General features: G+C 45.5%; 21 protein-coding genes and 2 riboswitches. Of the genes, 2 read left to right on the top strand and 19 right to left on the bottom strand.

What is annotated here, in order from left to right; all coding sequences use genetic code 11:
• Positions 1-58: 58 nt before the first annotated feature.
• A riboswitch (cobalamin riboswitch) is annotated at positions 59-276 on the top strand.
• Both NYE58_RS11620 and nrdR read right to left on the bottom strand, forming a co-directional pair.
• Entirely contained in the window at positions 259-843 is a 585-nt protein-coding gene (locus NYE58_RS11620) for a tyrosine-type recombinase/integrase (protein ID WP_341001911.1), read from the bottom strand. Its footprint overlaps the riboswitch before it by 18 nt.
• Positions 844-1,288: 445 nt before the next feature.
• Positions 1,289-1,765, bottom strand: coding sequence for a transcriptional regulator NrdR (gene nrdR, locus NYE58_RS11615; RefSeq protein ID WP_036678976.1), 477 nt, complete (start codon positions 1,763-1,765; stop codon positions 1,289-1,291).
• 164 nt (positions 1,766-1,929) lie between these two features.
• On the opposite strand from nrdR, the gene NYE58_RS11610 reads away from it, so the two are divergent.
• Positions 1,930-2,148, top strand: coding sequence for an alpha/beta-type small acid-soluble spore protein (locus NYE58_RS11610; RefSeq protein WP_036678974.1), 219 nt, complete (start codon positions 1,930-1,932; stop codon positions 2,146-2,148).
• Positions 2,149-2,232: 84 nt separating this feature from the next.
• Here the strand turns inward: NYE58_RS11610 and NYE58_RS11605 are convergent, their stop codons facing one another.
• From NYE58_RS11605 to NYE58_RS11555, 11 genes are all read right to left on the bottom strand, one after another.
• The gene (locus NYE58_RS11605; RefSeq protein WP_076124928.1) at positions 2,233-2,796 is read right to left on the bottom strand and encodes a lytic transglycosylase domain-containing protein; all 564 of its coding nucleotides are present in this window, start codon (positions 2,794-2,796) and stop codon (positions 2,233-2,235) included.
• Positions 2,793-3,389 carry a dephospho-CoA kinase gene (coaE, locus tag NYE58_RS11600; RefSeq protein ID WP_076220141.1) on the bottom strand — a complete coding sequence of 199 codons (597 nt, stop codon included), beginning with the start codon at positions 3,387-3,389 and terminating at the stop codon, positions 2,793-2,795. Before coaE ends, NYE58_RS11605 begins: the two co-directional genes overlap by 4 nt.
• 9 nt (positions 3,390-3,398) lie before the next feature.
• Positions 3,399-4,145 (bottom strand): manganese efflux pump, encoded by a 747-nt coding sequence (locus NYE58_RS11595; RefSeq protein WP_076124925.1) that lies wholly within the window; start codon positions 4,143-4,145, stop codon positions 3,399-3,401.
• A gap of 131 nt (positions 4,146-4,276) precedes the next feature.
• Complete coding sequence (mutM, locus tag NYE58_RS11590; protein ID WP_076124923.1) at positions 4,277-5,113, bottom strand: DNA-formamidopyrimidine glycosylase; 837 nt, start codon at positions 5,111-5,113, stop codon at positions 4,277-4,279.
• A gap of 52 nt (positions 5,114-5,165) precedes the next feature.
• Positions 5,166-7,835, bottom strand: coding sequence for a DNA polymerase I (gene polA, locus NYE58_RS11585; RefSeq protein WP_341001909.1), 2,670 nt, complete (start codon positions 7,833-7,835; stop codon positions 5,166-5,168).
• A 188-nt stretch (positions 7,836-8,023) separates the two neighbouring features.
• Positions 8,024-8,683, bottom strand: coding sequence for a phosphate signaling complex protein PhoU (phoU, locus tag NYE58_RS11580; RefSeq protein WP_036678957.1), 660 nt, complete (start codon positions 8,681-8,683; stop codon positions 8,024-8,026).
• A gap of 73 nt (positions 8,684-8,756) precedes the next feature.
• Positions 8,757-9,512, bottom strand: coding sequence for a phosphate ABC transporter ATP-binding protein PstB (gene pstB, locus NYE58_RS11575; RefSeq protein ID WP_036678954.1), 756 nt, complete (start codon positions 9,510-9,512; stop codon positions 8,757-8,759).
• Between the two features lie 198 nt (positions 9,513-9,710).
• Positions 9,711-10,439, bottom strand: a complete 729-nt coding sequence (locus tag NYE58_RS11570; RefSeq protein WP_036678951.1) for a response regulator transcription factor — start codon at positions 10,437-10,439, stop codon at positions 9,711-9,713.
• A 109-nt stretch (positions 10,440-10,548) separates the two neighbouring features.
• Entirely contained in the window at positions 10,549-12,345 is a 1,797-nt protein-coding gene (pnpS, locus tag NYE58_RS11565; protein ID WP_076124920.1) for a two-component system histidine kinase PnpS, read from the bottom strand.
• A gap of 178 nt (positions 12,346-12,523) precedes the next feature.
• Positions 12,524-12,910: a VOC family protein gene (locus tag NYE58_RS11560; RefSeq protein WP_076124919.1), complete on the bottom strand. Its 387-nt coding sequence runs from the start codon at positions 12,908-12,910 to the stop codon at positions 12,524-12,526.
• Between the two features lie 158 nt (positions 12,911-13,068).
• The gene (locus NYE58_RS11555; RefSeq protein ID WP_076125145.1) at positions 13,069-14,628 is read right to left on the bottom strand and encodes a fumarate hydratase; all 1,560 of its coding nucleotides are present in this window, start codon (positions 14,626-14,628) and stop codon (positions 13,069-13,071) included.
• 102 nt (positions 14,629-14,730) lie between these two features.
• On the opposite strand from NYE58_RS11555, the gene yfbR reads away from it, so the two are divergent.
• Entirely contained in the window at positions 14,731-15,336 is a 606-nt protein-coding gene (gene yfbR / locus NYE58_RS11550; protein ID WP_341001908.1) for a 5'-deoxynucleotidase, read from the top strand.
• An 82-nt stretch (positions 15,337-15,418) separates the two neighbouring features.
• Here the strand turns inward: yfbR and thiH are convergent, their stop codons facing one another.
• The 6 genes from thiH to NYE58_RS11520 form a co-directional block, all read right to left on the bottom strand.
• Positions 15,419-16,534, bottom strand: a complete 1,116-nt coding sequence (thiH, locus tag NYE58_RS11545; RefSeq protein WP_076309831.1) for a 2-iminoacetate synthase ThiH — start codon at positions 16,532-16,534, stop codon at positions 15,419-15,421.
• Between the two features lie 33 nt (positions 16,535-16,567).
• Positions 16,568-17,335, bottom strand: coding sequence for a thiazole synthase (locus tag NYE58_RS11540; protein ID WP_341001907.1), 768 nt, complete (start codon positions 17,333-17,335; stop codon positions 16,568-16,570).
• A 55-nt stretch (positions 17,336-17,390) separates the two neighbouring features.
• Complete coding sequence (gene thiS, locus NYE58_RS11535) at positions 17,391-17,594, bottom strand: sulfur carrier protein ThiS (protein ID WP_038569682.1); 204 nt, start codon at positions 17,592-17,594, stop codon at positions 17,391-17,393.
• A 38-nt stretch (positions 17,595-17,632) separates the two neighbouring features.
• Positions 17,633-18,238: a thiamine phosphate synthase gene (locus tag NYE58_RS11530; protein WP_081392472.1), complete on the bottom strand. Its 606-nt coding sequence runs from the start codon at positions 18,236-18,238 to the stop codon at positions 17,633-17,635.
• A 112-nt stretch (positions 18,239-18,350) separates the two neighbouring features.
• Positions 18,351-18,452, bottom strand: a riboswitch (TPP riboswitch).
• A gap of 86 nt (positions 18,453-18,538) precedes the next feature.
• Positions 18,539-19,411, bottom strand: a complete 873-nt coding sequence (locus tag NYE58_RS11525) for an SDR family oxidoreductase (protein WP_038569678.1) — start codon at positions 19,409-19,411, stop codon at positions 18,539-18,541.
• 237 nt (positions 19,412-19,648) lie between these two features.
• A complete protein-coding gene (locus tag NYE58_RS11520; protein ID WP_341001906.1) occupies positions 19,649-21,715 on the bottom strand; it encodes a GDSL-type esterase/lipase family protein in 2,067 nt (688 codons plus the stop codon).
• Between the last annotated feature and the right edge of the window lie 14 nt (positions 21,716-21,729).

Below are 21,729 nucleotides of genomic sequence, written 5' to 3'. Positions count from 1 at the left end.
CCTACGAATAATAATCATTGACTAACAAAGTTTTACATATTAAGATGGTCTTACGACAACAAAATATAGTGATTTAGGCGCTTTGATCCTTTATCGGATTTAGAGCTTAATAGGGAAGTGCGGTGAAAATCCGCTGCGGTCCCGCCACTGTAACCGGACGGCCTTCACTTAGAAGGACCACATCCCCTTGCATATGCTACTGAGGTAACGAACCCTCGGGAAGGCGCTAGGAGATCTTACGGAAGCCAGGAGACCTGCCTACACATTGAATAGCGCCTCGTCAACGCGAAACATTCCGTCAACTAATAAATTCAACACCACGTAATCCCTAAACTCGTTATATTTGCGCTGATTTGGCGCGTGTATGAGACGACTCAACTCATCTGCCGTAAGAACGTCAATGTCCCGGCCGATATCTTGAACATTTTTTAAATAGACGAACGGGTCCGCCTCAATGACATCCTCATCCTTCAAAAATTTAAACATCGTTTTCATATTCTTGACTCGGGTATTAATTGACTTTGGCAAAAGACCCACTGTCCGCGCCGACTCTGGAACGTTGCACTTCTCGCTAAATCTCGGTTTCTCATCGCGGAGCCAGATAATGTACTCGCGGCCCGTTTCAATGGTAATGTTGCGGATATCTTTTATTATCCCACGCATATCCAAGAACTCGCAGAAGTAACCATAGTTCTGCTCGTAAGTCTTTAGCGTGTTAACTGCGCGCCCCTCCGACTTCTTCGCTTGGTAATAGTAATCGAATAAGTAGTCGAGTGAATAGCGTAACCGCTCTGATGTCCGTTCATTCTTAACTACACGACCCTTACGTTTATCTCCGCTCAAACTAAAAAACCCCTCCCGTATTATTACGGAAAAGAGCCGATTGTATAACGCATATCTTCGTTTTATTGGAGCGTATATCTGCGCATGTCAGCGCACAGTCAACGTTACAGTCACCGTACAAAATACGGAAAAATTTGCGGGATTTTGCCGAGGACGCTGCCAGCGATGCGCTCTCCCAGCTGAGCTATGGCCCCAAACTGAAATTTCAGATGTATGTAATCACACATTTTTTAATTTTAGTTTGGTCGTAATTGAGTTGTTCCGATAAACTCAAGCGTCGTAGGCGACTTCTATATAATATAAAAAATCGCCCTCTATGTCAACACTTTTTTTAAAATTCATTTTCCCACTCAAATTCCCCGCTCAAAACTCAGAGGAAACAAACCAGTACAAGCACTCCTAACAGACTCTAGGATTGGCTGTAACGCCCTAACTGGACAAAACCCTATAATCCCTCTAATTCTCCCGTACTCTTGGATAGCAGCCCCTTGAGTTCCTTCATGAACATATTAATATCCTTGAACTGGCGATATACGGACGCAAAACGAACGTAAGCCACTTCATCTACTGGGTAGAGCTGCTCCATCACGAATTCACCAATCTGTTGGCTTTCCACTTCCGCAACGGCGATGCCGCGCAAAGATTTCTCAACCTCGGACACGATCTTTTCTAGACGTTCCACAGAAACCGGCCGTTTCTCACAAGCACGGATGAGACCGCGGAGTATTTTATCACGACTGAATTCCTCACGGCTGCCGTCTTTTTTAATTACAATGAGTGGCGTTTCTTCAATCATTTCAAAAGTAGTGAAACGTTTGCTGCAACGCTCACATTCACGCCTACGACGGATTGACTTATTTTCATTCGCTGGTCGCGAGTCCAGCACTTTAGTATTTGTGTGATCGCAGTAAGGGCATTTCATAAGCTTCATCACTTCCTATTACATAATGGTATGGGTCCCGGCACGTTATAAATCCGGCTTTTGAACGGCTTTTTAATTATTTCCAGAAATCACCGTTTTTTTCTTGTAATGATAATGGCAAGTCCGGCACATAATACAGTTACCAACAGAGGAGGTGAACAGCAATGAGCCAAAGCAACAACTCCAATAACCTTGTAGCTCCAAATTCCCGCGGTGCCTTGGAACAACTTAAATACGAAGTTGCCCAAGAACTAGGAATCACGCTTTCCCCAGATGGTTACCAAGGCAATAAAACTTCTTATGAAAATGGTTCGATCGGTGGTTACATCACTAAACGTCTTGTAACCCTGGCAGAACAACAACTGGCAGGTCAATACAAATAACCTGACCAACATAAGCTTTTTGAAGAAGTATTAAACGACCTACAGGTCGTTTAATACTTCTTTTTATACATAACACGGTAGAAATTAAAATTCTTTGTAAATGTCCGTGTACTGATCATAGTAATAATTAACGCGCTGTACATAATGCCTGGTTTCACCAATGGGAATATCTTTAATGGTTGCATCTGTCCCATCCCAGACCCCTTCGTCCAACCAGCGTTGAACTTTTCCGGGCCCAGCATTATAGGCTGCGATAATTGCTGTACGTTTACCTTCGAACTGACGGGATAAAGTTGAAAGATACCATGTACCCAGTTCAATATTAGCCGAAGGCTCATGCTTGAGTTCTTCCATAGATACGTTTGGAAGCTTGGCCTTTTCCAGCGCCCACTTCGCGGTATCCGGCATAAGCTGCATCAGCCCTAGTGCGCCTTTTTTGGATTCTCGTCCAGTTTTGAAGTTCGTTTCTACACGAATAATCGCGGTTACAAGAAACGGGTCTATCTCATAAGTGATGCTGTGCTTGCGAATCTCATCTTTAAAATGGATGGGATAAAACCACGACATCCAGTTAGTACTCAGAAACAATATTGCCGTAAAACCCACAAATAGCAGAAGCAGTACTCTTTTTTTACGTAGCCATTTCATGATAAACCCAGCCTGTCCCAAAACACAGCAACCTGTTGCTCAGTGTACGCAAGATCGCCACTGTTGTCGATGATGTAGTCCGCTTTATTACGTTTCTGCTCAATATCCATCTGTGCATTCAATCGCGCTTCTGCTTCTTCTAAAGAGAGCCTATTACGTTCCATTAATCGAGCAATTTGCATTTCACGGGGAACGTAGACTACTACAATCTCATGGAACAGGGTCTCAAGCCCTGATTCAAAAAGAAGCGGAATATCCACAATAATAAGCCGCTTCGGCTCTTCCTGCTCCATGCTGTACATACGGTCTTTGATTTCCTGCCGGATAGCAGGATGCGTCAAATTGTTCAAGGTTTGCAGGGCCACAGGATCTTGAAAGACGATTTCACCTAATTTGGCCCTATTCAGTGTTCCATCCGGAAAAAGGATCTCTTTTCCGAATTGCTTAGCAGCAGCCGCCAACACTTCATGCCCGGGAAGCATAACTTCTCTGGCGATCACATCGGCATCAACCAGCCTCGCTCCCTTGTTCACAAGCAGTGCAGACACTGTGCTTTTTCCGGATGCGATTCCTCCGGTTAAGCCTATAATCATGTACTCACCTCATAATAGCTTCAGTATTCCCATTGCAATTAATAATAACGCTGGTAATGCGGCAGCATGCTTCATCCAGTAGTTCCCGGCAAATCTAAGTCCAGTCTTCATACCCAGCAATAGAAATGTACCACTAAACAAAGCTATTGTAAGTGATGTCCATATCGGATTGAAGCCAAGCAGCGCTGCGCCAAGTCCAGCCCCAAAAGCATCCAGAGAGAGCGCAATCCCCAGTATCATCGCTTCCATCGAAGAGATGCTTCCTGAGGCATCCATATCCGCAGAAGACGGGGTACGCAAGATCTGTACTACAATCCCCAAACGGCGAAGCTCAAGTGAAAAAACAGCTGATTTCAACGGTTCATCATTCATAACAGGTTCTGTACCCGCTTCAGAATCAGCAGCTACCTCTGCCCAAGCCTGCTCGGAAAATGAGCCCTTATCTACCGTTTCAGCTTTACGTCCGCCATCTGCATCTTTCTCTTTTTGCATCAGCATCTGAACAAGCGACCAGCATCCCATTAGCACAAGTATAACCGCACCAACTATAGAAGCTGCATTCGGAGACACTACCTTGGCAAGCAAAACCCCAACCTGCATCGATACACAGATAACTACCCCCGAACAGAGCGAGATAATCAGAACGGAGAGCAGTGGTATTTTCATTTTACGCAGCCCATATGTAATTCCTACACCAAAACCATCCAAACTCAAGGCAAACGCTAGCAATAGCAGTGAAAATAATGGGCTGAGCACCCGCAATCCCTCCTGTGTAGAACCGGAAAACTGAAATTTTATCGTTTCAGCTTCCGTTCTCTATTAAGCATTCTTCACACAGTATATGGGCGGGACAAGTAGTGGGTGCCAACCTTATTATTTCAACAAATTCAGTGAACAGTCGGACGCTGGCAATTTGGACAATAATGCGTGCCACGACCGCCTACAACCGTCTTCTCAATCATCGTTCCGCAGTTACTACACGGCTGATCTTTACGACCGTAAATCAATAGCTGCTGCTGATACGTACCGCTCTCACCTTGGCCATTAACATATGACTTAACAGATGAACCTCCGGCGTTAACCGCTTCGGCCAGCGTGCTTACAATAGCATGATGCAGCTTGTCCAATTGATTGTCCGTGAGCGCTTTGGCGCTGTCTTCAGGATGGATACCCGCACGGTGCAACGACTCATCTACATAAATATTGCCGATGCCGACGATATATTCCTGATTAAGCAGCAGCGATTTAATTTTGGTGCTTTTACCGGACACGATCTGCTTAAACCTCTCCGGTGTAAAAGAAGGCTCCAGCGGCTCCTGCCCCAGCTTATTTAAAGGCGGCAGCTGAAGATCTTCTCCCATCTGAAAAAGATGCATTGTCCCGAATTGGCGAACATCCGTGTAACGCAGCTCAGTTCCATCCGTAAAATGAAAAATCACATGTGTATGCTTGTCCAGTGGGTCATCATTTGAAAAAAGTCCGTAACGGCCTTCCATCCGTAAATGTGACACAAGCACCAGACCATCCAGCACAATACGCAAAAACTTTCCTCTTCGTTCAACTTTTACAATGCTATGACCTGCCAGCAGGTGGGCAAAAGCCTGAATATCATCCGGACGCTGAATAATCCGCGCCAACCGGACGGTTACATTCTCTATCTGCTTTCCATTAACTAACTCATTAAGTGTTCTCTTGACTGTCTCTACTTCCGGTAATTCCGGCATGATGTCTTCACCTCAACTACATTATAGCTGATATGCACACCTTAAAGGGAGTCTATTTCGCCTCGTACCAGTTACTTCCAAAGCTGACCTCTGCCTTAAGCGGCACAGATAACTTTAGGGCTCCACCCATTACTTCCGGCAAAAGCGTCTTCATAAGCTCCATTTCATCCTCTGGCACCTCGAATACAAGCTCATCGTGTACTTGAAGCAGCATACGGCTCTTAAGCCCACGATCAAATAACGCCTTGTCCATATGCACCATCGCCAGCTTGATTATATCCGCTGCTGTTCCCTGTATAGGTGTATTCATTGCTGTCCGCTCCGCAAAAGAGCGCAGATTAAAGTTCTTCGCATTAATCTCCGGCAGATAACGGCGACGTTCGAGCAATGTGGTCACATAACCATACTTTCGTGCCTCCACTACAATATCGTCCATATAGCGGCGCACACCCTGATAAACCTCAAAATACTGTTCAATAAATTGCGCGGCTTCCTTACGCGGAATATTCAGATTCTGCGAGAGACCGTAATCACTGATCCCGTAGACGATCCCAAAGTTAACGGCTTTTGCGGCACGGCGCATATTACTGTCCACCTGTTCTGCGGTCACACCGAACACATCCATCGCTGTCTTCGTGTGAATATCCATATCATGCAGAAAGGCTTCCTTCATCCGCTCATCACCGGAAATATGTGCCAGCACACGCAGTTCGATCTGCGAATAGTCGGCTGCTAAGATGGACCAGCCCGGTTCGGACGGAACGAATACCTTGCGGATTTTGCGTCCTTCCTCTAGACGAATCGGGATATTTTGCAAGTTCGGGAATTGGCTGCTAAGCCGTCCTGTAGCGGCAATTGTCTGCCGATAGAATGTATGCACCTTCCCTGTGTTCGGGGAAATTTCTTTAAGCAGCCCCTCTACGTAGGTAGATTGCAGCTTTGCAATTGTGCGATATTGCAGAATCAAACGCACCACATCGTGGTATGGCGCCAGTTTCTCAAGCACCTCGGCATCCGTGGAATAACCCGTCTTCGTCTTCTTGACGACAGGCAGACCTAGCTTTACAAACAAGATTTCACCCAGCTGCTTTGGTGAGTTCAAATTAAACTCAGTGCCACAAATCTCGTATATTTCACTGACCAATTTGGAAATTTGCGCCTCGAATTCTTTTCCAAGCTCTTTAAGATCACCAGCATTGACTGCAATCCCCTGTTTCTCCATATCCGCCAAAATCCGGGACAAAGGCATTTCCAGATCCTCGAATAGCCCTGTCATTGCGGTCTCCACCAGCTCCTGCTGTTGCTTCTGTGCGATTCCAAGAACCGTTGCACTCTTTCGTGCAACGTGATTTCCTAAAACTTCAAGCTCAGGGATTTTGTATTTGGCACCTTTACCAAATACCTCTTCATCAGGAGAGAGCCGCGGCAAGCCGTATTTAGCAGTGAGATCATTTAGATTCTGATTAGCCTCCGTAGGATCAAGCAAATAAGCCGCCAGCTGCACATCATGGGCTGCACCTGCAAAAGCAATTCCCTGCCAGTGTAGAGCCAAATCAGCGCGGTGAAGATCATATCCACTTTTCGGAGCCTTTTCATCTCCTAGCCAATCACGCAGCTTCGCAGCGGCCGGTTTATGCAGTAATTCAAACGGCACATAGTAATGCCGCTCCAGAGAGGACAATCCTATTCCGATTACCTCGGCACGATGCGGATTATCTCCATACGATTCCACATGCAGCGCCGAAATACCAGCCAGGGCTTCACTGAGCTCCTTAAGTTCTTCTTCACTTACGATCGTAATATCAAGTGCCTCAGCTTCTACTTCAGCAGTACTCTCCTCACCCTCGGCAACAGGAGCGTAGGCACTAAGTGACAAACGTTCCAACAATGATTTAAATTCCAGCTTGGCAAGCGCTGGTCCGGCTGTATCTGCTGAAATTCCATTGAAGACCATGTCTTCCCACGAATGCTCAAGCGGTACTTCGCGATAGATGGTCGCTAATTTTTTGCTCATCACCGCATCTTCCGCATGGGTTTCCAGTTTCTCTTTCATTTTACCCTTTAGCTCACCGGTTCCAGCTAAGACACCTTCCACTGATCCAAATTGATGCAGCAGCTTCAAAGCTGTCTTCTCACCTACGCCGGGTACTCCCGGGATGTTATCACTTGCATCGCCCATCAGCCCTTTAAGATCAATGATCTGCTCAGGGGTTAGGTCATATTTCTCCCGGATTTGTTCCGGCCCATAAAGCTCAACTTCGGTGACCCCTTTGCGGATTAAGGCAACGGTCGTATGCTCAGAGGCCAGCTGCAACATATCCTTGTCTCCCGACACGATCATAACCTGCCGTCCCGCTTCATCCGCCTGGCGTGAAATGGTGCCAATAATATCATCAGCCTCATAATTGTCAATTTCAAACTGCGGTACACCTAAATTAGTCAGCAATTCCTTCAACAAAGGGAACTGCTCGGAGAGTTCCGGCGGTGTTTTTTGCCGGCCGCCCTTATAATCTTGATAACCTTCATGCCGAAAAGTAACTTTCCCTGCATCGAAAGCGACAATCATATGTGTCGGTTTATGTTCTTCGATTAAACGAAGCAGCATCGTTGTAAATCCGTACACCGCATTTGTCTGTTGCCCTGCTGTATTCGTCAGCGGGGGCATCGCAAAAAAAGCACGGTAAATAATATTGTTTCCATCTATAAGTATCAACTTGTCCATAGTGCACCTCGCCTTTTTCATGCTTACTCCTTACATCTTACCATATGCCCTGTACAAGTAGAAACGGCTTTACCAACCTAAACAGTGGGATAAGCTGATATGTTAAGGATATACAACAAGTAGCCGCCCTTTTAAAAGGGCGGCTACTTGTTTAACTAAAGATATAACAAAAGCTGTGTAAGTGCAAATTACTGATTCAAGTCCGGACGGCTGCCTGTGACCAGATAAACAACACTCTCACCAATGTTAGTCGCATGATCGGCAATCCGTTCAATATAACGGCCTACCAGCGTTAATAACATAGCTTGGGATACAGAATCCGGTTTTGCCACCATATAACTATATAGCTCATTGATCATCGAACCATATAATTGATCGACCTGATCATCATCTTGTGCCATTCTATAAGCCAGATCCGTGTTCTCATCCAGATAAGACTGGATAGCCTCATCAATCATGGTCGTCACAATTTCCGCCATACGTGGAATGTCTACAAGCGGCTTGATCAGCTGCTGTCCATGGATGCGCATAGTTGCTTTCGCAACATCAATAGCCAAGTCACCCATACGTTCCAAATCGCTAGATATTTTGAAAGCAACGATAATGCGGCGCAAATCTTTTGCTACAGGCTGCTGTGTAATAATTAGCCGTGAGCCAATTTCCATGATTTTATCTTCCATGGCATTCAGCTGCAAATCTGCTTTAATGATTTCCTGAGCGCGCACAGTATCAAGATTCTGTAAAGCAACAATTGCTCCACCAAGAGCATCTATTACATGTTCACCCATCTGCTGCAGCAGACTGCGCAGCTCTTCCAAATCTTTATCAAATTCTTTTCTGCGAATCATAGTAAGAGCGATCCTCCTCATTAATGTATGGTCAGCTTGCCATTTCCAAGGACGAGCGCCCTTGTAGCCCGTATCAGCCGAAACGTCCAGAAATATAATCTTCGGTGCGGGAATCCTTAGGAGTAGAGAACAACACCTCTGTATCCGCCGCCTCTACAATTACACCATTCAAGAAAAACACGGTTCGACCAGATACACGTGCCGCCTGATGCATGTTATGAGTAACCATAACGATTGTATACTTACTTCTTAATTCCTGTACAAGCTCCTCTATCTTGAGCGTAGACACAGGATCAAGTGCAGACGTTGCCTCATCCATGAGCAGAATATCCGGCTGTACTGCCAAAGCTCGGGCGATACACAGCCGTTGCTGCTGTCCGCCGGACAAGCTAAGGGCAGATTTTTTCAGAAAATCTTTAACTTCCTCCCACAGCGCGGAATGACGCAGACTTTGCTCTACAATCTCATCCAGTTCGCTCTTTGAACGAATGCCGTGCAGGCGAGGACCATAAGCTACATTGTCGTAAATCGACTTTGGAAAAGGATTGGGCTGTTGGAATACCATGCCCACCTGCTTACGCAGGCTTTCTACCTCTACCTCGTCACTATAAATATTTTTGCCGCCGATGTTTACAGTTCCTTCAATACGTGTACCAGGAATCATATCATTCATACGATTCAGCGTGCGCAACAGAGTGGATTTTCCGCAACCGGAAGGTCCAATAAAAGCAGTAACCTGTTTCTCCGGAATTTGCAGATTCACATTCTTCAGTGCGTGAAATGACTCATAGTAGAGATCAAGTTTCTCTATGTCAATGATGGATTTCATTAGTATTTACGTCTCCTTCTCATCATCTTCGTTCTCCATAATAAGCTTTTAATGTAAATACAGTTGGAGAGAAATGTTAACGCAATGTAAAATTGGTGAAGATGAATTAGTCCACGTGATAGTATTCCCTACAATTCGGCGTGTAATCTCACCTGAATCTTGTTTATGAACGGGATAAAGAAGAAAACTCCAGTCATGCTAAATGACCGGAGCTCTCTTTTTGTTAACAACTAATTTATAACCTACACCTCGAATGGAATCGATATGGACGGATTCTGGATCTAGCTCAAGCTTTTTACGAAGTGAACTTACGTGCACATCAACGGTGCGCTGTCCACCAATATAATCAAAGCCCCATACAGCGTTCATAAGATCATCTCTTGTCAGCACTACCCCTGGTTTACGAGCCAAATATAACAATACCTCGAACTCTTTAGGTCGCAGGTTAATGCTATGTCCACCTAAGGAAACTTCATACCGCTCAGGATAGATTTCCAGTTGTCCCAGAATGATCGTAGAAGCAGATATAGGTGTCTCTTGTGGAGCCTCCTCAGCAAGACCGGAAATCCGCCGCAATACAGCGCTCACTCTTGCAAGCAATTCGGATACCCCAAAAGGTTTGGTTATATAATCATCAGCACCGGATTTCAGCCCTCTAACCACATCTTCTTCAGCATTTTTAGCAGTCAATACGATAATAGGTGTGCGGATACCTTGTCCACGCAATTTATCAAGGATGTCAATGCCATTCATTCCTGGCAGCATCAGATCCAATACGATCAAGTCAAAAGGTTCCCTCGTCGCACGATCATATCCTGCCGTTCCATGATCCTCTACCGTCACCTCGTAACCTTCCTGCGTTAAGTTATAGGACAGCAGCCGGGCTAGTGTCGGTTCGTCTTCAATGACAAGCAATCGTTGAGCCATAGGTTCCCCCGTCTTCCATATAGTTTGATTTTTACAAAACAGCAACAAAACCATCATATCACCGTAATGTTAACTTAGTGTAAAATTGAAAAAGTGAATTTACAAAAATCTAATCGGTCTTTTCTTCCTGCAGTAAAGGCAATTCAATCACAAAGGAACTGCCGATTCCCAAATCACTTTCAACTGAAATCACTCCATGGTGCATATCTACCAAATGCTTCACAATAGACAGCCCCAATCCCGTTCCGCCGGAGCTTCTGGATCTTGCCTTATCCACCCGGTAAAAACGTTCAAAAATACGCGGCAGATCTTTTTTAGGAATCCCCATACCTGTATCGCTAACAGTAAATTGAACATTTTCGGAGCCGTCTGGTTTCAGTAGACTCTTAACGTAGACCTTTACGTTTCCGCCTTCATGTGTGTAATTAATCGCATTAGAGAACAGATTCATAAAGATTTGACGCAGCTTATCCTCATCCGCCTCAATGAATAGCTCCTCAGGAACCTCTACATTAAGACTAATGTTTTTCTTCTCAGCGACTTTACTGATGGTTCCCAGCACGGAATCAAAGAATTCAATGATATGAACCGGTGAGCAATCGAGCTGCACCCGTTTAGATTCGATTTTAGATAATTCCAGAATATCTCCAATCAAGCGATTTAAACGCTCGTTCTCATCATAAATAATTTGCAGGAAGGATCTCGCCGTCTTCTCATCTTTAACTCCGCCACCCAGTAAGGTCTCGGCAAACCCTTTGACCGCTGCAACCGGAGTCTTGAGTTCATGCGATACATTAGCTACAAATTCACTACGCATCCGCTCCAAACGGCGAATTTCCGTAACCTCTTGCAATAGGAAAAGCATACCTCTGTACGTACCATCCTGGATCATCGGAACCGCGTCCATCCGTACAATTCGCTCTCTTGGGTTATAAATACTTCGTTCTTCATGAATCGGCTCCCGGCTTAACACCCCTTCTTCAAGCAGACGGGTTAGCTCATAATGCCGTTTTAACTCTTTGTACGAATGACCCGCCATTTCACCGTTACTGACATCAAGCATTCGCTCTGAAGCTCGATTAAGCAGCGCAATCTCTTCTTCCGCATTGATCATTATGATGCCGCCCGTCATATTATCCAGCACGCTTTGCAGCAGATCCTCATTATCACGAATCGTCTTAAGCTGGTCTTGAAGACTGTCTGCCATCGCATTAATCGCTGTAGCCAGCTGTCCAACTTCATCTTTACGCTTCAAATGAACTCTGGCATCATAATCCAGATCGGTAATCCGCCGGGCGACTCTTGTGATTTGCTCCAGCGGGGAAGTCATGCTTGAAGCTACTTTATAGCTCACAATAGTTGCTGACAAGAACAAGATAATTAGACCTGCAGCCATGATCATCCAAGCATGCTTAAGACCTTGCGTTACAGCATCAAGTCCCATTGAGACCCGAATATAGCCGTCAAATCCCTGATCAGAAGTTACCTTTCCAGCCACATATAACATCTCATGCTTTAGAGTTTCGCTGTAACGGATTGCCCGTCCAGTTCCCTCTTTCGCAGCCCCTATCTCTTCTTCACGATTGGAGTGGTTGTCCATTTCCAAGGGGTTTTTCTCAGAATCGCCAATTACTTTACCCGACTTTGTAATAAACGTTATCCGAGAATCTAAAAGTTTAGAAATATGCTCCGCCTGTTCAGTGTAATACGGGATCGCATTCGAAGAATTCATATCAACAAATTCCAGTGTGCCTGAGAGCAAGCTTATTTCCCGGGACATATTCTCTTCCAGAGCAGTTATATGGGAGCTCTTAAACAGATGAGCCATCGTAAATCCAGTACCAATCATGGAAATACCGATTAAGGCCATAAGTATAAACGTAAGACGAGCGCGAAACGGTTTCATCTGAAATTTGCCTCTCCCTTTATCATTGTATCTTTTATCCTAACTTCATTTTCTTCAAAATACCAGTACGACTATGACCGTGACATAAGCCCCCCAGAGTAGATTATATAAAAATAACAGCCCGAGTTGATTAACTCTGGACTGTTACTTTGTATTACTTTTGTAAAAACACATGAGTTTATTCTGTACGGGTGGCAAGAAACCACTGATTACCCTGACGGTCTCTAACCCCTGCTCCTCTTTCTCCATAGGATTTATCCAGTGGTTCTTCAATAATAGAAGCCCCGGCATCCAGGCACTTGCGGTAGGTCTCATCAACATTTCTTACATAAAGATGAATGGCAAGCTGTACCGGTGAATACTTTTCATTCGCTTCGGAAATCTCAATGATGGAATCACCGATTCTGACCTCGGCATGCCTAATCCTTCCCTCATCATTTCGCAGCATATCAATAATTTTGGCATCAAAGCAGTGCACAACAAAATCTATCAATTGGTCTGCATCTTCCGCAATAAAATACGGCGTAACGTTAAGAAACCCATTTCTAATATAATGTGGTGCCATTCGTTGTCCTCCTTTAGACAGGTAAAAACGCCTTCGGCGTTCCTTAAAGATCATTTATAGTCTGGACATATAAATCCTTATAATTTGATTAAAACCCATGGAAAAGCCATTCAGAGAATCTGCCTTCCTCATGACTTATCCACCGGTTGTAACCCCATTTATTTAAACACTGGCTCCTTGAATTGAGTCAATTTAGCTGCAGAATCTTTTTCCACATCCGCATGCAGACTGTTGCCGTGAGCATCCATCGTCACAATCGCTGCAAAACCCTCCACATCGAGATGCCACATCGCCTCAGGAATACCAAATTCCATAAAATCAACAGCGTTGACCTTCTTAATGCACTCTGCATAATACTGGGCGGCTCCACCAATCGCATTGAGGTATACCCCGCCGTGCTCCTGTAAGGCTTTTAACGTTTTTGGACCCATACCACCTTTTCCGATGACTGCACGGATTCCAAATTTTTTGATAATATCGCCTTGATAAGGCTCTTCACGAATGCTCGTAGTTGGGCCCGCAGCTTTTACATGCCAGCCTTCCTCATCTTTCATCATCACAGGACCACAATGATAAATCACAGCCCCTTCCAGATCTACCGGAGACTCATGATCCATTAAATATTTGTGCAAAGCATCACGGCCTGTATGCATTTCACCGGATAAAATAACCACGTCTCCAACACGCAGACTACGGATATCCTCTTCACTTATCGGCGTTGTAAGACGTACTTCCCGCGATTCAGAGGCTGGGCTGTTAGCTCCCTCAGCAATTACTGCTTCAGATTCATGTGCCCCTTCATCATCTACAGATATCCCTGTACCACTCTCATACAACCAATCCTCTATATTGCCTGTGGATGGATCAACCAGCACCCCTTGGCGGCGGAAGGCCCAACAGTTATAAGCAACGGATACGAAAAAGCTAGCTGGCAGACGATTCATTACGCCAACCTTACAGCCCAGCAGCGATACTTCACCACCAAAGCCCATCGTGCCAATTCCAAGCTTGTTAGCATTCTCCATAATATAGTCTTCCAGCTTACTAAGGTCTTCTATTGGATTAACATCCTCCACTTTGCGGAACAGCTGCTTCTTAGCCAGCTCGTAGCCAGTCGTACGGTCACCGCCGATACCCACGCCAATAAAACCGGCACTGCAGCCTTGTCCCTGCGCCTGATATACCGCGTGTAAAATACATTTACGGATTCCGTCCAGATCCCGGCCCGCTTTGCCGAGTCCTTCTAATTCTGCCGGGAGACTGTATTGAATATTTTTATTCTCGCAGCCTCCACCCTTCAGAATAAGTCTAACGTCTATTTTATCCTCTTCCCATTGTTCGAAATGAATGACTGGTGTGCCTGCACCCAAGTTATCTCCGCTATTCTCACCTGTTAATGAATCTACAGAATTGGGACGAAGTTTACCATTCTTGGTCGCTCGTACAATGGCATTATGAATATCTTTTTTCATCTCAATCTGATTGATTCCCACAGGGGTGTGAATGATAAATGTAGGCATTCCCGTATCCTGACAGATCGGAGACACTTGCTGCTCAGCCATTCCGATATTTTGCGCAATCGTGGTTAAAGCAAGACCGGACCGGGTAGCCCTGTCTTCCAGCGCGCGACCTTTTGCAACTGCCCGGCGTACATCTCCCGGCAAATTCGTGGAAGTTTCTACGATAAGGTTATAAATACTGTCTTCAAAATGCTGCATCTTCATTCAAGCTCCTCTCGGCAGTTCCAGGTTATCTAAAGTTTGATACAATTAGTATAATAATATCATACCTAGCACCGCATGAAAGGGGTTACTTTAAAATTGAGCTACCATTTTTCTGCCTATCTATATCGTCTTCAGTATATTCAGCGCTGGAGCTTGATGCGCAGCACCGCACCGGAGAACGTCGCTGAGCATTCTTTTCATGTTGCATTGCTCACACATATGCTCTGTTCCATCGGTAATGTTCATTTTGGACGTTCACTAAACGCAGAACGAGCAGCAACCCTAGCTCTGTTCCATGATGCCAGCGAAGTGTTCACAGGTGACATCGCCACGCCGGTAAAATACAACAATCCTCGCTTGCTCACCAGCTTCCGGGAAATGGAGAAAGTTGCGGCTGATCGCTTAACTGGAATGATTCCATCAGAGCTGAAAAGCATCTACACTCAGCTTATACGACCGGAAGACAGCCCTCCCGATTCGGAAGACATTCTGCTGCACAGCTATGTGAAAGCCGCTGATCGGCTGGATGCTTATTTGAAATGCGTATGGGAAGTTGCTGCAGGAAACCGAGAATTTGCCGCCGCGAAGGAGCAGACAGCAGCAAAACTTCGTGGGCTTGACCTGCAGGAATTGGATTATTTTCTGACTCATATGGCACCGAGTTTCGAAATGTCTCTCGATGAGCTCTCTGCCGGAAACTAAACACCCTCTATACAATAAAAAATGGACCTCCGCATGAATCTCGCAGGGGTCCATTAGTGATTAATAATTGATAATACAAGCGTTACGTTGTTGATTCGGTCAGGATATCCCAGTCTTTAAAAATGGGCTGCAAACCCTTCGTATATAGCATTTTCGTAATCTCCTGCACACTACGGCTATCGGATATTTCGAATTGCGGAGTTCCCCCTGCATTAGTGTGACCGCCCACCTCAGTAGTGACCCCGGCTGACATCTTTGTTATTCCTAGATGAATTAAATGATCGCGTAGAGAGGCAGGCTCTCGTGTAGATAAAGTAATGCCAGAACGGGGTAAAAATAACCGGTATGCCAAAATAATCTGCACTAGCGATCGGTCGGTAACATCACACTCCGGGTTAAATTCCCCTAAATAAGGCCGAAACCGTGGAGGTGACAGACTGATCTCGCAATCTGGATACCGATCCTGCAAATAGCGGGCATGCATGGCACTTTGGAATGCCTCTTGCCGCCAATCATACATCCCGAGCAACGTACCAATATTCACAGAACGAAAACCTGCCTGACAGCCGCGTTCAGGTGCATCCAGGCGATTCCGGTAGTTTCTTTTAGGCCCTTTAACATGCAGCTTTCTGTAAGTCTCCTGGTGGTACACCTCTTGGTATAGTGTTAATCCATCCACCCCTGCTTGAAGAAGCTCTTTATATTCTGCAGTTGATAGAGGATTTATCTCAATACTGACAGAGGAAAAAAATTCCCTGAGTACATCTACGCAATCCTTAATATATGAGACAGGATTCTCCCGGCGCGATTCACCAGTCAAAATGAGGATATGCCGCAGACCTGTAGCTGCAATCTTCTCAGCCTCCCTGCGAACCTCCTCCAAGGACAGCTTTTTGCGCGGAAAATCATAAATGGAGCTGAAGCTGCAGTAGGTACAATGATTCACACAAAAATCCGCAAGATACATCGGTGTGAACAGCTGCATCGAATAACCAAAATGTGCACGGGTCAGTCGCTGTGCAGCCAACGCCATCTCCTCTAGCAGCGGCGTTGCTGCCGGAGAGAGCAATGCCAGCAAATCATTTTCGTTCAGCTTGTCTTTTCCAAGCGCCCGCCTAACGTCATCCTCCCGGAACTCCTTCCACAGCTGCTCATAAGGATACTGCTCCAAGCGGGCCAGTGTGTCAAAAAAGCTCATGCTAATCCTCCCTCCTTTCGTGACCTATCAAATTCAGTTCAAAAATCCAGTCAACGGTGACGAAGCAAAAGCAACTTCTTCTACAGGACCGAGTCCTGCCAAATAAGCTTTGCGGCCAGCGGATATCGCCTCGCGGAACGCTTCCGCCATGACGAGCGGATTACGTGCCGTTGCAATAGCCGTATTAAGCAGAACAGCAGCGGCCCCCATCTCCATTGCTTCCGCCGCTTCCGAGGGCTTGCCAATCCCGGCGTCTATAATAATCGGCAAATTCACTTCTTCAATAAGAATACGCACAAGCTCCTTGGTGCGCAGGCCGCGATTCGTTCCGATCGGCGCACCAAGCGGCATCACAGCAGCAGCACCGGCATCTCTCAGACGTAAAGCAGCCGAAAGGTCCGGACTCATATAAGGCAGTACTACAAAACCCTCCGTTGCTAAAATCTCTGTAGCTCGTATGGTCTCCAGATTATCTGGAAGCAGGTATTTCTGATCATTGATCACTTCGATCTTGACCCAGTTCCCCAGTCCCGCAGCTCTTGCTAATCTTGCAATACGGACTGCCTCTTCCGCTTTACGCGCTCCTGAGGTATTAGGCAGAAGAGTCATGTGACCGGGAATGTGGTTCATGATATTTTCTGCTCCACCTTGCGGGTCCACTCGGCGAAGCGCTACAGTAATCACCTGAGAACCAGAGCTAGCAATCACTTCGGGGATCAGCGTATTCCGGCTATATTTTCCGGTTCCGATAAATAATCTACTGGTTAATTCGATGCCGCCAATATGTAACGGGTCATGCATGAAATTACCTCCCTTTGGTTCTTATAAATTTCTCAAAATTCTATACCGCTCCATCTCAACCCCCACCAACAAAGTGCACCAGTTCCAAACGATCATCCTCGCTCAGAGCAGTACTTTCATAATTCTCCTTACTGACAATTTCTCCATTCAGCTCAATGATCATCAGACGACCCGACCACTCAGGAAGACTGATCAAATCAGCTATAGTTTGAATACCACCAGAACACTCTGCGGATTTCCCGTTAATCAACAGCTTCATTCTGAATCACCCCCTTCGCCCATGCTGTTACCTTCAGGCTATGAATGAACCGCCTTATGAATAGCTTTGGCGGCCTCATAAGGATCATCCGCTCCACAAATACCGGACATCACAGCAACTCCTGCCGCACCTTTCCTGATGATCTGCGCCGCATTAGCGGGGCTAATTCCGCCAATCGCAATTACAGGAATAGAGCTGGTCTTCACCGTTTCTGCAAGCAGCTCTAACCCACGTGCGGGCAGCCCTAACTTGCTATCCGAGGGAAATACATGACCAAACAAGCAATAATCAGCTCCCTGCTCTGAGGCATTCGCCGCTTCTTCCGGAGAATGAACCGATCTCCCCAGCCGAAGCTGAGGTGCAATTCGCCGGGCTGTAACCGGACTCAGACTGTGCCAAGCCAACTGAACCCCCGCGGCACCAGCTGCCAAGGCTACATCGATCCGGTCGTTGATTATCAGTTTGGTAGCGGGCATACCGGCAGCCAACAGCTGCTGTGCCGCAGCGAGCAGTTCGCATGCAGGACATTGCTTATCTCTCAGGTGAATATAATCGACCCATGTCTGCACCGTGACAGCTAGTTCAACAAAATGTCTCAGCTGTAGCTTGCCGTCTGATATTAGATGGATCTCAGCTTGCAACATCACGATCTCCTCTCTCACTTCCCTGTAGGTCAGTAAAAAACAAAAAAACTGCCCCCGTAAGGAAGGCAGTCAGAATCTGTATATAGACGGCACTACAAATAGCCCGATAACAGAAATTCGTTCTCCACTTCCCTACGCTGGTCTTAACCAGATCAGGTTCAAAGGGTCCGGAAATCCATTCCGTCTCAGCCAATCGGCACCCCTAGTGACATAAATATACAATTTTAAAATGCTAACGTGGTTATAGTAACATATTTTTTTATTGAAATACACCCATTTATTCACATTAGCTGTTCTAATCTAACCGTTTACTACCTCGCCACCATTTACATGAATAACCTGTCCAGTCACATAACTGGAATCGTCAGAGGCCAGATATACATAGGCTGGTGCCAGCTCTTCTGGTTGTCCAGGCCGTTTCATAGGCTGTGTACCTCCAAACTCGCTAACCTGTTTTGCATCAAAGGTAGAGGGAATCAGCGGTGTCCAGATTGGACCTGGTGCAACACCGTTTACCCGTATGCCCTTCTCTGCCAGATTCGTGGACAAGGATCGTGTGAAGCTAAGAATAGCTCCTTTAGTTGATGAATAGTCCAGCAGCTGCGGGCTTCCGCGATAAGCGGTAATTGAAGTTGTATTTATAATTGTAGATCCTGCTTTTAAATGAGGCATAGCTGCTTTTGTTAAATAGAACATCGCAAATATATTCGTACGGAAAGTACGCTCAAGCTGCTCGGAAGTAATATCCTCGATCTTAGCTTGCGGATGTTGCTCTGCCGCGTTATTGATGAGAATATCAAGCTTTCCTAAGCCCTCCACCGTCTGTTTAATAAGATCCTTACAGAATTTCTCGTCACCGATATCACCTGGAATTAGGATACATTTGCGGCCTTCCTGCTCGACCTGACGTTTAGTTTCCTCTGCATCTGAGTGTTCATTAAGATATGAAATGACCACATCAGCGCCTTCTTTAGCAAAAAGCACAGCAACTGCACGCCCAATTCCGCTGTCTCCACCGGTAATTAACGCCGCCTTGTCTTGCAGTTTACCTGCTGCTTTATAATTTGCCGGCTCGTATTTGGGCAGCGGCGTCATTTCACTCTCAATCCCTGGCTGATGATGCTGCTCCTGTGGGGGTAAGGTTTTTGTAGCTTGTTTATTGTTGCCTGACATCTTCCCTATCTCCTCTCGTTAAGCAAATTGATAGTTAACTGATCGTCTTAGGATGGCACAACTATGCACGTTTATACGCTGGGTTTGTCATTTTCTTAAATCGCTTTACGAATCTTACTTACCACAATGAAAGTAGAAATAAACAACCACGAGAGATACACTGCTGTAAGTGGAGAGGAATTCACTGCATACAAATAGACACAGCATCGCTGCTGTGCCTTGAATTGTTCACCCTGACTATTTTAGAGAAGAAACATGATTTTCTGCATTCACTTCATGTTCCAGCACCCACATAAAGTAAAGAGCTTTGGCCGCTTTCTCCCGGGTCACTATTGCTTTAGGTTCTAGTTCTGTCCCATTGACCATTTCGCCTCTGGTAATCCCCACTTCAGATCTAATGAGTCCTAATTCATATGCACTTTTCACTTTTGAAATTAAATAAGGAGAAATGTCCCCTGTATCAACAAGCTGCGTCCAGGATACAAGAGGATAGTACATCGCACCTCTAGCTCCTGGCTCCAGATTCGAATCATAGCCAGGAGCTCCTGGCACTACTGCTGTGCCGTTATAATCAGTCATGTACTTAGGTTTATTAGCAAACTTTATTTGGTAAACGTCATAGAGTATAGCACCCATCGTTTCACGTGACAGCTTACCTTTCGGATAATAGGCAAGATCTGATCTTTCCACTTTCATTAACTTAGAAATACTGCGTGTGAATTCAGCAACTGTCATCTCCGTATCCGGATTAAAATTCCCTTGACGGTCTTTGCCCATTACTCCCAGCTGGATTAATTTCTCAATTTGATTACGGTAATATGCAGCTTCCCCGGTCGTCGTATCATTCGTTATTTCCGGAAAAATCTTACCCCAGTTCCCTGTTAGTGCCGCATGCTTAACGTTCCCTTTAAGGTAAGGAGTAATGGAGGCAGCAGTAGAATCGCCAGTAGCACCTTTCTCTACAAGCTCCGTAACAATCATCCGCGAAAATTGTTTGGAGAGCGCTTCTTTAAAATGAGTCCCATCGACTTTCTTTGAAGGATGCCCGTTAGCGTAACTTCCGTCATTTGTTTTGCCTGGCGTTTCTCCGGCTTCAATAGACATGAAGAGGGCTGTTATTGCTTCTACACCGATCTCGTTATAATATTTCAGACTTTCCGAGTTAAGGTCAATAAGTGTAACTCCAGATTCATCTGCGACCCGTTTAAGAATATCTACAAACTTTCTTGATTTAAAAGAATTTTCATAGATATATCCCGGACTTGCATTCCCTTTAATTCTGGACATTGGGGTTACCAGTACTGGTATCATGCCCCGGGCTTGAATCGCAGGGAGATAAACTTCTTTAAGATAATTTTCATACATTGCTTCTGTCGAACCTCTGCCGTAACGTCTGAACTCATCTGCGCTCTCATCATTGTGTCCGAATTGAATAAACACATAATCTCCAATGCTGCCATTCAGTAAAATGTCGTTCAGTCGTCCTTCTGTATAGGCATTTTTAAACGAGCGTCCTCCCATGGAATAGTTAGTTACACTCAATTTATGTTGATTAAACATACTGCCAATAATCTGGCCCCAACCACTCATTGGTGCTTCGTCGAAGGTGTAGGACTTGACCGTGGAATCTCCAAGTATAAATAAATTCGGAAGAGCACCAACTGCTCTATGCTGTGGCAAAATCGGTTCCAGTATGATCTCCTCAATCCCCACAGCTGTGTTCACTTTGTTCGGTTCGATCTCAATATCTATATGATCACGGCCGTTTACATACGTATAAGTCCACTCTTTCCCTTTGGCTACAGCCGTATGCTTGACGGGTACAAGCTTTGCAGCGTCCCAATGTCCACTTTTCAACAAGCGGCTGGTCTGCATTCCTGATACTGACACGATCCCATCCTCTGCGTCAGAAGTCGTTTTTACATATACGTTGTAGGTTCCAGGGGGAGCATCCATTCGAAACGCCATTCCGTAGTTGTTATAATTATCTTTCTCAGATTTAGGTTCAGCAAAAAAAATAGGTTCTGTGATGAAAAAACCTGTTCCATCGGATGTAATTGAGTCGGTGTGCACTTCTCTGGCGGGTAAAGCGTTGGTCTCTTGAACAAAACCATAACCTAAAGATGAGTCATACAATTGTGCACCGCGATTAGGATCATACCTAACGGATTGATATCCTGTTTTAACTTGGTTTGTAAAATTAAACTTGTATACGCTTGCAATTTGGGTTGGAGGTTGCCTCTCTGCCTCATCTTTTAATAGGGATGCCTCTGTTTTACCGTGAGTAAGAGTCAATGAAGCCATAAGTAAAGAAGATA

Source organism: Paenibacillus sp. FSL L8-0708 (genome assembly GCF_038009325.1).
Taxonomy (GTDB): domain Bacteria; phylum Bacillota; class Bacilli; order Paenibacillales; family Paenibacillaceae; genus Paenibacillus_AQ; species Paenibacillus_AQ odorifer.
This window is presented reverse-complemented; position numbering and strand designations above follow the sequence as displayed.